Raw genomic sequence first — 10,629 nt, forward strand, 5'->3', positions numbered from 1 at the left:
TCGTTGGTGCTGGCCACCTGGGCACTACTCCTTCTCCGCCCTCGACTCAATGAATCGTCCAGTATGCCTGACTCGGTCTACTTTGACAGAGAGGGGTGGGTGGAGACCGCGTTGGAGGTGATGGTCGAGCACACCGATCAGTCGAAGCCGTCGCGGACACTGGTGATTGAGCGGACGCGGGCCCGGGTGGTTGCCCGGTTCGGTCCGGAGGTGGTGCCGCAGCCGAGCAGGGCGACTGCGTTTCGGGTGCTGGAGGGCCTGGAGCGGCGGCATCCGCTGTTCCGGCTGAGTACGAAGCGGAACCGGGATATCGCGGATCGTCCGGAGGGTCCCTACGGGAAGCTGCGGCCGACGCGTCCGGGTGAGTATCTGCTGATGGACACCACGCGGTTGGACGTGTTCGCGTTCGATCCGCTGACGTTGAAGTGGGTGCAGGCCGAGCTGACGGTTGCGATGGACTGGTACACCCGCTGCATCACCGGGATCCGGCTCACGCCGGTGTCGACGAAGGCGGTAGATGTCAGCGCGGTGCTGTTCCAGTCGTTCAGGCCGCGGCCGGCGGGGCGGGACTGGCCGCGCGGTGCGGTCTGGCCCGAGCACGGCATCCCGCGCACGGTCCTGGTCGATGTCGAGGGCGCCGTCGGTCCCTGGCTGGCCTCGCCACCGCTGGTGCCCGAGACACTGGTGGTCGATCACGGCAAGGTCTACGTCTCGGAGCATCTGACGAGCGTCTGCCGCCGGATGGGGATATCGATCCAGCCTGCGAGGCTGCGGACGGGCCGGGACAAGGGACCGGTGGAGCGGTATTTCCGGACCTTGAGGGAAGGGCTGCTTGAGGCGCTTCCCGGTTACAAGGGGCCGGACATCCACTCTCGGGGTGAGGCTCCGGAGGACGATGCGTTCTTCTTCCTGGACGAGTTGGAGGCGATGATCCAAGAGTGGACGGCGGTGGTCTATCACTGCAGGCCGCACGCGAGTCTGGTCGATCCGGGGGTGCCGGGGCTGCGGATGTCCCCAGCGAAGATGTTCGAGCACGGGATGGCCCGGGCCGGCTGGATTGAAGTCCCGCGGGACAAGGACCTGGCCTTTGAGTTCCTCGCCACGAAGTGGCGCACGATCCAGCACTACGGTGTCGAGATTGGCCGTCGCCGCTACAGCGGCCCCGGCCTGAAGGGCCTGAGTGGTATCCGGAGTCCTTACGACGGCCCGGTCAAGAATGGCTGGCCGTTCCAGGTGGACCCCGACGACATCACCCGGATCTACTTCCGTGATCCGGCCACCCAGGCCTGGCACACGCTGGTCTGGGAGCACGCGCCGTCGGTCGAGATGCCGTTGAGCGAGGACGCGTTGACATTCGCTCGGCAGTTGGCTGCCTCGAAGTATCGCTTCCCCGACGACCGGCTCGCTGTCGCTGACTTGCTGGAGCGGTGGAACCTCGGGCCGGGCACCACGATCGCCGAGCGGCGCATGGCTCTGCGGCTTTCACGCGAGCAGGCCGCCATCGAGCTTCCGAGGGGGGAGGCGGAGACGGTCGTCTCCCTTCCGTCCGTCCGCAAGGCCCTCGGTCAGGACGAGACGCCCGCGGAACCGCGGGAGCCCGACGTGGTGACGGAGACGGGGGACGACGACGAAGCCGATCTGGAGGACCTCGCCGACGACAACGACTTCTACGCTGATGCGCTGGAGGACGTGTGAGCGAGAACAGCGTTCGGGGGCCGGACAACCTTGCCCTGTCGCGGAAGGAGGACTTCAAGGCGTTCGCCGAGAGTCCCCGCCGTATCCAGCCTGACCTGCTGACCCGCAAGCAGCTGAAGTCCCTGGCGATGCAGGCGCGAGTGGAATACGACCGGCGTCGCCGGAAGTGGCACGCGAACATCGGCCCGATCAAGACACCACAACTGGCAGAGCTCCACGAGGACTTGTGGGACATTGTCGACAGTAACGAGCACGACGGCGACAAGGCCAAGGGGGCGGTGGCCGTCGACGCGTTCCCGGGGCTGGGCAAGACGACCTCGGTGCTGGCCTTCGCCCGCGACTTCTACCAGCGGGAGATCGAGGAGTCGGGCCCGTTCACGAGCCAGGGGCACGAGCGGATCCCCGTCTGCCGGGTCGGGCTGACCGGGAACACTGGGATGAAGGACCTCAACCGGGCCATGCTGGAGTTTTTCGGTCACCCCGGACAGGGGCGGGGTACCACCGCTCAGTTCGGACGGCGGGTGCTGGACTGCGTGTTGTCCTGTGATGTCCGCCTGGTTGTTCTGGACGATCTGCACTTCTTGAAATGGGGACAGAACAGCGGCATCGAGGTGAGTAATCACCTGAAGTGGATCGCCAACGAGTTCCCGGTGACGCTGCTGATGGTGGGGGTCGAACTTGCGGAGAAGGGCCTGTTTGGCGAGGGAACGAACGGGCGCGACACCGCGCTTGCCCAGACCGGACGTCGCACCACCCGCCTGGGACTGCGTCCGTTCACCATCGAAGCGGAGGCCGGGCGCCGGGAGTGGCGGCAGATGCTGCTGGCCCTCGAACAGCGCCTCGTGCTCACCGACAAGCACCCCGGCATGCTCGCGGACGACCTGTCCGACTACCTCTTCGCTCGCAGTACCGGACACATCGGCTCGCTGATGACACTGATCAACAGGGGTTGCCAGAGGGCGGTCCGCACCGGCGCCGAACGTCTCGACCAGGAGCTGATGGACCGGGTGAAGAACGACGAGGCATCCGAGGCGTCCCGCCTTGAGCTCCAGGCGGCCCTGGAACAGCACCGGTTGACCAGCCGCCCCCGCTCTCGCTCGCGGTCGGGCACAGCCGCGTGAATACGCGCGTCCGCACTCTGCCGATTCGGGTTCCCCCGCTACCGGGAGAGGCCCTGGACTCCTGGACCGAAGCCTTGGCCCGACGGCTGGACAGCCCACTCGGTGAAGTGCTGCACCACCTCGGACTTCCTCCGCGAACGGGCCATGGGGATCACCTCCGGGGCATCCCGCCCGACTGGACGATCATACTGAGCGGGGCCAACACCACGAACATCGCGCATGCGAGCGGGCTGGACGAGCGCACCGTCACGGACATGACGCTGATGTACTACGACGGGCGGGCCGTTCGTATCAATACCGAGCGCGGGAACGTCAACCGACGGGTGCTCTGGGGCCGGGGCAGCGGGTCGCGCTTTTGCCCGGACTGTCTCATCGAGAACGGCGGCCGCTGGCTGTTGTCCTGGCGGCTGGGCTGTTCCTTCGCCTGCCTTCACCACGGCCGACTGCTGGCGGACTGCTGTCCTGCCTGCAACCAGATCCCTCGAGAACAGCCCGCTTCCACGCTGGCGATTCCCCGGCCGCATACCTGCGGCTCTCCATATCCGGGCCCGGGCGGAGGCTTCTCCAAGGGCTGCGGATTCGATCTGACACAAACCCGTACACTCCGGCTCCCCGCCTCGCACCCGGCGTTGCTGGCACAGGCCCGGCTGTTGGACATCATCGACGCGGACACCGCTGCTTTCGGCGCCTACCAGCTCAGCCCTCAATCCGCGCGACAAGCCCTCACGGATATCCAGGCGATCGCGAGGCGCGTTCTGCAAGACCTGCCCGCCTCCGACCTACGGAACCTGATCCCTCGCGATATCGCCGATGGGCACCTCATCACGGCCCCCGGTTGCCCGCTCGCCTCACGCGCCGCCGAGCGGCCCGGCTTCATGGCCCCTCCGCGAGCTGTCAGCACGGCCGCCTCGGTCGCCATCGCCATGCACGTCTTCGAACAGCCCGACATTCATCGGGCCGGCCGGGTGCTGCGGGACCTGATCGAGGCGATGCGCGAGGAACTCTGGCAAGTCAGCATCACCAGCATCGACGGCTGGGGGCGCGACCTGAGCACGGTCCTGAACGCGGTGCACCTCGCGGCTCTTGCACCCGGCATGCGGCCCAATGAACAACTCCGGCATCGCACCCCCACCGCCATGCCCCGACGCACGGAGAAGACCAGCCGGGACATCGACCGAAGAGCCCGGAAGATCCCCAGTATGTTCTGGCCCGTCTGGACTACGCGGCTCACTCCGCCAGAAGGGGTCTATCCTCGCGCTATCGCCCCGGTCCTGGCCGCTTCCCTGCTGATCGTCGGTAGCAAAGCGCGACTTGAGGACGTTGCCGGACGCCTCGGCTCGGCCACCAACGGGATCAACATCTCCCGCATTCTGCAGTGGCTTCAGGACCAGCCGCAGTGGACCGACACGGCTGTTGCCCTGATCCAGCTCGCCGATCATCTCGATGCCACCCAGATTCCTATCGACTATCAGCGGCGACGCCGCCTGGACTACACCCGTCTGCTTCCCCACAGCCGCTGGTCACAGATCTGCCGCCACACTGGCACCCCTGTCGGCAGAGGACCCCGCGAACAGATCGTCCGAAGCCTGCTCTTCCAACGCATCAGCGGCTTCCCCGCCGAAGCCTTCCCCCGCCACCAGAACCTCACCGAAGCGGAGTTCAGGCAACAGACCGCCTACTTCGCGGCCCTCCAAACCCCCGAACTCGCCGATGCACTGGCTGGAGAAGCAAGGCACTTCCTCGCCGAGAACCGCATCCACAACGAGCCGATCACCTGGCAGCCGCCCGCCACGCTGCTGAGCGGTCTCGATCTGCCCGGATCCGACCCGGATCACATCGACGTCCCCCGCCTCCACCAACTCGTCCGCCAGCACAAGCGCCCCGTCCAACATGCGGCCCGCGTGCTCGACACCAGCATCGCTGCCATCCGCTACGTCCTGGACGAACACCCTGCCCCGGCAGCCGAGTTGACCGAACGCTCAGCGCGATCCACCGTCCAGGTCCGCCAGCGAGCCCGCCGCGAAATCCCGAAGGACGTCTTCGCACGCCTCTATCTCGACGAACGCCACTCACTCCAGGCGATCGCCGACATGACTGGCTTCTCCCGCGGATTGCTGACCGATCTTGCCCGCGAATACGACATCCCGATCACTGGCTTCCAAGGCCGCCAGCCCCGCGTGACCATCGAACGGTCCTGGCTCTTCGAGCAGTACGTCGTCCGCCGCCGGACCCTGCCCGACCTGGCCCGCGAGCAAGGCATGAGCCGCTCGAACATGGCCCGCTGGGCCCGCGTCCATAACATCCCCCTCCGTCGCAGCGGAGGAGCAAGTCACCATGCCGCCCTCCGAACAACCGAACTCGCCATCCATCTCCCCGCTATCATGCGAAACGCCCTCACCAGCCCTTACGCCTGGCAGAGGATGCGACACTTCGCGGCCGCATCGTCCTTCCCTTCGATGCATGAGGCAGCGCGAGCCCTCAGCATCAATCGGTCAACGCTGGTGAACCAGATCAACCAGCTTGAGGAAGACCTCGGACAGCCCCTGCTGGAACGAGCTACGCGCGGCAGAGCCATGAAGCTGACCAGCTTTGGCCGACGAGTGGTCACCGCGATCAACAAGATCCCTGCAGAAGAGGTGGCCACCGCCGTCCGGAAGACCAGGCCAGTGCCGGGCACGACGCAGTAGCGCGGGCGGGGCTGGCCGCTGTCCCATCGAGGGGCGTCCATCACGTCGCTGGTGGTTGCGGCGACGCGGCTACTGCATGATTGTCCGCGGCAGGTGTTTCGGGTCGGCCAGGCAGTAGTAGAACTGGAGCACGTAGCCGCGCCCGATCTGGATCTGTGTGGGCGCGTAAACGTCGAGGTGGGTGCTCGGGTCCGCTTCGACCATGGCCTGGAGTTCCAGGGCGGCCCAGCTCCCCCCGCCGGCGCCGAGCTCGCCGCCGTCGATCGTCAGTAGCGCCTCGACGGGACCGCCGCACTCACCGCAGCACAGTTCGTCGGCGTCCGCCGGGTCACGGAAGGTGAACTCCGCCGGCCAGCCGCCCGCCTTCCAACCCGGTGCGACGGATAGCTCCCACTGGTACTCCAGTGACGCGGCCTGCGACCAGGCCATGACGCGCTCTTGCAACTCCTCGCCCAACAGGTGCAGCGGCGGGAACTCCCGTATTTCCTCCGGGTGCAGTACACATGGCCGGGGCACATGTTCGTCCAGCTCGACGAACGCCAGCTCCGGCGGCCCAGTCAACACCTTCCGGACCTCGTCCGCCGCCCGCCACCGCAACTGCACCGCCGGCCAGCACCCTTCGAGGTCCGGCACCGGCAGCCACAGCACCTGGAGCACGTCCGTCCCTTCCGGGAAGGGCAGGCGCGGCACGTCCCGCGCGTACAGCTGCGCGACCGGAATCAGTGGCTGAGGCTCGGACGCGGTCACATCCCCCGGCTCGTACCCGTCCGTCGGCCACCCCACCAGCTCCACCCCCGACTGCTGCGTTGCGGTCGGCAGCGCGTGCGGCTTCCATACGTCCGCGAGCGTCACCTCGCCGTGGGGTGGTTCCTCCGGATCGAATCGCGGCCACTCCTCATTGGCTGGCCACAGCAGCGGTCCGCCCACTGAACTGTCGTGCACCGTCGGCGCCCCCGGCACGGGGTGCAGTCGCACCGCAGTGCGGGTCATTCCGGCCAGTTCCGGGAACTCCACGCTCACGTCCACCGGACGCGGCGGCGTCGTACGCACCATGCCTCCTCCTCTGCCACTGGCGCTGTCCTATCCAGCACGTTCTCGCTGCCCACCGGTTGGCCGTGACGGCGTACGTTTCGGCTGCAGTGGAATGCACGGCGATGCACAGCCAGGACGGAGGCGCGTTGGGAACAGTCTCTACTCGATGTATGTGATGAGTGGATGATCGGGATCGGCCGTGCAGCCGAACAGCGCTTGGAAGCCGTCTCGGCCGAGTCGGATCTGTGTCGGCTCGTGAAAGCTCCAATCGCGCGGCGAGCCCTTCCACGGGAAGTCGGGAGGCTCGCTCGGCTGCCACCAACCATCGAGCCCCTCGGCCGACATCAGATCGGCCACGAGCCGCGTCTGCGCGCCGCATGGACAGCGGGCATACCGGTCGGGGTAGCTCGCGTAATCTGCCCATCCGCCCAGTTTCCAGCCGGGAGCCGTGGCCATCGCCCAGTAGTGGGACGCCCCCTCGCGAAGCTCTGGCTCTGTCGGGTGTCTCCAGGCGCAGAGGCGATCGTTGAGCTCCGTTGGCAGGAGTGGAGGCATCAACTCACCCTCCCTCGCGTCGCTGCCGTCGTAGTTCAACGGCGGAAGATCGGTGATCACCTCAGGATGAAGCACGCACGGAACCGGTATCGCATCGTCGAGGTCGACATCCCGTAGTTCGGGTAGACGAGCTGAGGCGCCCGCGAGCGCGTCAGTGTTTCGCCACACCAGATGCGCCGCCGGCACGCTCGTGCCCCCGTGCTCATTGGGGCACCACAGGATTTGCAGGAGGTCTGACGATCCGGGAAACATCCAGTCGGGAAGCGGGCGGCCTTCCGCAAGGTCGCGCCTAAAGAGCTGCACCAGGGGAGCCAGATCACGAGGCCGATCATGGCTCCTAGCGCACGTCGGCCACGCGTCCTGCTTCGGCCAAAGCAGGGGCCCGCCCGCCGAACTCTGGTCAGCCGTGGGCTCGGCCCGGCGAGGGTGGAGCCGTACCGCAGGGCGCGCAAAGGCAGCCACCTCGGGCATGGTCTCAAGCAGCACTTCACGTTGCACAGGCACGGTGTTGACCACGTGCGACCGCCCTTCCATACGGATCGGTATGCGCAAGCATACGAAAGATCGCAATGAGCGCCAGACGCCACTTCACCGCACACCCGGCACTGGCGCAGCCGCCGATCGGATAGAGATCAAGGGCTCACACGTGGGGTCAATGCGGTGCACTCGACTGTGGGAACTGGAACGTTCCCCAGCTCGCCTGCGCGGGAGGAAAATCCGCCCGTCCTGAGACAGGAGTACCCGGACGTTACCTGAGACAGCATGAGGAACCGCTGGTCAGAGCGATGGGCTATGCCACGGATCATGAGACCCTACAACTCTCTCGGCGCACTCGCAGGAGCCGCCCTCGCCGTGGCCACCGCGTGGGCCCCCCACCGGCTTCTGTTCGGCGCCGCCGGGATCCTTACCGCGCTCGCCGCCGCGGCGTTGGCGCCGGTGATCCGAGCCGCCGGCCATCTGGACGGTCCTGGTGACGACGACCGGCCATCAGGCGGTGTGCCCACGCCGCGCGTTCGGCTCAGCAGCGTGTGGCTACTCGGAGCGCTCGCCGCGGCCTGCCTCCTCGGCGAGGGCGCCGCGGCCAATTGGTCAGCCGTGCACCTTCGCTCACTCCACTCCAGCGAGGCGGCCGCGGCCGGCGCATACGCTGCCTACAGTGCCGCGATGGCCACCGGCCGCCTGGTCGGCGATCGCCTCATCGCACGTTTCGGTGCGGCCACCGTAGTCCGCATCGGTGCCGCGATTGCCGCAGTCGGCCTCATCACCGGCCTGATCGTGGGGTCCACACCGGCCGCCCTGGCCGGCTGGACGATGCTCGGGCTCGGCCTGTCCACCGCAGTGCCGTCATTGATCACCGCCGCCGGGCGCGGAGGACCACTCGCGGTGGGAGCCGTGGCGACCACCGGCTACCTCGGCCTGCTGGCGGGACCAGCCGCGATCGGCGTCCTTGCCTCACTCACCAACCTCCCCACCGCCCTGGTCCTCCCTGCCCTCCTGGCGGCACTCGTTGCCGTCACAGCCCGCCGAGCCCTGGAGCCCCGGTGAAGAAGAGACCCCTCGGCCCATCCTCCGACACGCGCCTCGAGGCCGTGATCCTCGACTACAACGGCGTCATCGGCCTACAGCCCACCCCGCAACAGTGGACACGCCTCGCAACCCTCGCCGGATGGCCCTCCGACCAGACCGCGGACTTCGAGCGAGCCTTCTGGGCACGCCGCGAACCCTACGACTCCGGAGAACTCACCACCCACGCCTTCTGGAACGATCTGCTGCGCGGCGAGCTGACAGCCCCGCCCGGCAGCGCCCTGCTCGACACCCTCCGCCAGGCCGACACCGCCATGTGGACCCGCACCGACCCAGCCGTCATGTCCGAACTACGTGCAGCGCATGCCGCCGGAGCTCGTCTGGTACTCCTTTCCAACGCACCCCACCCGCTCGCCGACGCACTCGAACGCACCTCGTGGTGCAGCACCCTGATCTCCAGGGCCCTCTTTTCCGCCAGAATCGGGGTGAACAAGCCGGCTCGGCGGGCCTACGAGGCGGCGCTTGAGGCTGCCGGTTCACCTCGACCCGAGCGGACCCTGTTCGTCGACGACCGGCGCGACAACTGTGCAGCCGCTGCCCGACTGGGACTGCAGGCTCAACACTTCAATGGCACGCCGGAGTCCCTTGCTCGCATCCTCCCGCAGCCACTGCCTGTGGGTCCGACCCTCGGGACGGCGGGGAAGAGTGAAAGGCGAAGCCTGGCCCGATGATCCAGCGGTGTGCGGTCAGCCGTTGCTGACAGCAGACGAACGAGGGGGGCTGCTGGTGGACGTGGTGCAATCACGTCTCCGGACAGCACAGAAGTTTGTTTCGACTGGCGTCATCGGTACGAGCGACAACCCGGGCCTGAGGCAGGCCATAACGTGTCGATCCGTGTGCGCGCAGGCCTTTGCGACCAGGCCGGAAGCGGTGTTGAGTCGCGAACTCCACCGTGGCGGGCGCCGGAGCGGGATGCTGCACGCCACCTCGGGCCGCGATCTCATCTGTGGGCAGCGCACGGGGTCCTGTCACCACGGCGTGCTGCCGTCTGTCACATCGGCGAGCGGGCGGGTCGGCGATCGGCGCGGCCGGGCCTGGGGTGCAGGGGACATGGCGATTACGTTTCTACGTGCTGGCAGTAGGTGTTCCTTGGTGCCTTCGCCTCCTGGTAGAGCTTGGCCAGCGGCCAGCGGCCAGCGGCCAGCGGCCAGCGGCCGGCAGGTCCAGCAGGTGCCGGACGGCTGGCAGCCGGAGCATCCACCGCTGCGAAGCATGAGGGAATAGGCGATGGAGCCGAGCCGGGACAGGCCCTCGACGCCTTCCTTGATCAGGTTGATGTTCGGGTCGCGGCCGACCTTGCACATCGAGGCAATGCCGAACGGATCGGCGTGGAAGAAGGCGTGACCCGTGTTGCAGCCGGTGAACGGCTTGCCCGACGGCCGCAGCGGCTGCCGCGTCCCCGACCTCGGGCTGGCGCCCTGGCCCCAGTCCCACCGGGCAACGGCGTCGGGCGAAGCCGCCGTGGGCGGCAGCGCCACCGCGCAGCTGCCTGCCCAAGTCAGGGGTCGTGCCCGGCCAGGTCCCCGTCACCCTGGATGCGGCGCACGTCCGTGACCGGGAAGCCCGTGGCCGGGAGCCGGATGGCGGCGCGCTCCCCGGAGAACCGGCGACGCCGGGTGTCGTGACTGCGCTGAGGACAGCTGCAAGCCCCTGGCCTGGATCGAAAGCCCACTCAACTTGCCATGTCGGACAGGGCGGGTGTCGCTCGCACCGGCCGTGGATTTCGGCAACCGTGGGCATGCGCACACGGTCGCAGGGCAGATCCCGTACTCACTCGACGTGACGCGGGACACCGGTCCGAGCCGGGTAGGCCGGAGCCGGCGGGGCCGGTTCCCGTAGCGCCGCGGGGGGCGCGGGGGGGGGGGGGGCCCCCCCCCCCGCGGGGGGGGCGGGGGGTGGGGGATGGGGATGATAGAGGATATGGGGGCGCGGGACCCCCGCCGCAACCCCCCAGC

Annotated in this window: 7 protein-coding genes and 2 pseudogenes; 6 read left to right on the forward strand and 3 right to left on the reverse strand. The window is 67.9% G+C overall.

Features of this window, described 5'->3' with window-relative positions; genetic code table 11:
* Nucleotides 1–99: 99 nt before the first annotated feature.
* From ACWDA7_RS45500 to ACWDA7_RS45515, 4 genes and pseudogenes are all read left to right on the forward strand, one after another.
* Nucleotides 100–1,695, forward strand: coding sequence for a transposase (locus tag ACWDA7_RS45500; RefSeq protein WP_450613124.1), 1,596 nt, complete (start codon nucleotides 100–102; stop codon nucleotides 1,693–1,695).
* Nucleotides 1,692–2,816, forward strand: a complete 1,125-nt coding sequence (locus ACWDA7_RS45505) for an AAA family ATPase (protein WP_450613126.1) — start codon at nucleotides 1,692–1,694, stop codon at nucleotides 2,814–2,816. The genes ACWDA7_RS45500 and ACWDA7_RS45505 overlap by 4 nt, the downstream gene beginning before the upstream one ends.
* Nucleotides 2,813–3,205: pseudogene (locus ACWDA7_RS45510) on the forward strand (TniQ family protein); the annotation flags it as partial. The gene ACWDA7_RS45505 and the pseudogene ACWDA7_RS45510, both read left to right, overlap by 4 nt.
* Before the next feature lie 261 nt (nucleotides 3,206–3,466).
* Nucleotides 3,467–5,503, forward strand: coding sequence for a helix-turn-helix domain-containing protein (locus ACWDA7_RS45515; RefSeq protein ID WP_450613136.1), 2,037 nt, complete (start codon nucleotides 3,467–3,469; stop codon nucleotides 5,501–5,503).
* Between the two features lie 69 nt (nucleotides 5,504–5,572).
* Here ACWDA7_RS45515 and ACWDA7_RS45520 read toward each other — a convergent pair whose 3' ends face one another.
* Nucleotides 5,573–6,556, reverse strand: a complete 984-nt coding sequence (locus ACWDA7_RS45520) for a hypothetical protein (RefSeq protein ID WP_450613128.1) — start codon at nucleotides 6,554–6,556, stop codon at nucleotides 5,573–5,575.
* Between the two features lie 138 nt (nucleotides 6,557–6,694).
* Entirely contained in the window at nucleotides 6,695–7,606 is a 912-nt protein-coding gene (locus tag ACWDA7_RS45525) for a hypothetical protein (protein WP_450613130.1), read from the reverse strand.
* Between the two features lie 288 nt (nucleotides 7,607–7,894).
* Here ACWDA7_RS45525 and ACWDA7_RS45530 point away from each other — a divergent pair, with 288 nt between their 5' ends.
* Together ACWDA7_RS45530 and ACWDA7_RS45535 are read left to right on the forward strand one after the other, a co-directional pair.
* Nucleotides 7,895–8,635 (forward strand): hypothetical protein, encoded by a 741-nt coding sequence (locus tag ACWDA7_RS45530; RefSeq protein WP_450613132.1) that lies wholly within the window; start codon nucleotides 7,895–7,897, stop codon nucleotides 8,633–8,635.
* Nucleotides 8,632–9,345 carry an HAD family hydrolase gene (locus ACWDA7_RS45535; protein ID WP_450613134.1) on the forward strand — a complete coding sequence of 238 codons (714 nt, stop codon included), beginning with the start codon at nucleotides 8,632–8,634 and terminating at the stop codon, nucleotides 9,343–9,345. The genes ACWDA7_RS45530 and ACWDA7_RS45535 overlap by 4 nt, the downstream gene beginning before the upstream one ends.
* A gap of 386 nt (nucleotides 9,346–9,731) precedes the next feature.
* Here ACWDA7_RS45535 and ACWDA7_RS45540 read toward each other — a convergent pair.
* Nucleotides 9,732–10,044, reverse strand: a pseudogene (locus ACWDA7_RS45540) (radical SAM protein); the annotation flags it as partial.
* Nucleotides 10,045–10,629: the final 585 nt, after the last annotated feature.

This window comes from Streptomyces sp. NPDC001156, assembly GCF_053598275.1.

What these genes read in the sequence shown, in the direction of transcription:
- ACWDA7_RS45530 (WP_450613132.1), top strand. Translation starts at nt 7,895, where the DNA reads ATGAGACCCTACAACTCTCTCGGCGCACTCGCAGGAGCCGCCCTCGCC.
- ACWDA7_RS45520 (WP_450613128.1), bottom strand. Translation starts at nt 6,556, where the DNA reads ATGGTGCGTACGACGCCGCCGCGTCCGGTGGACGTGAGCGTGGAGTTC.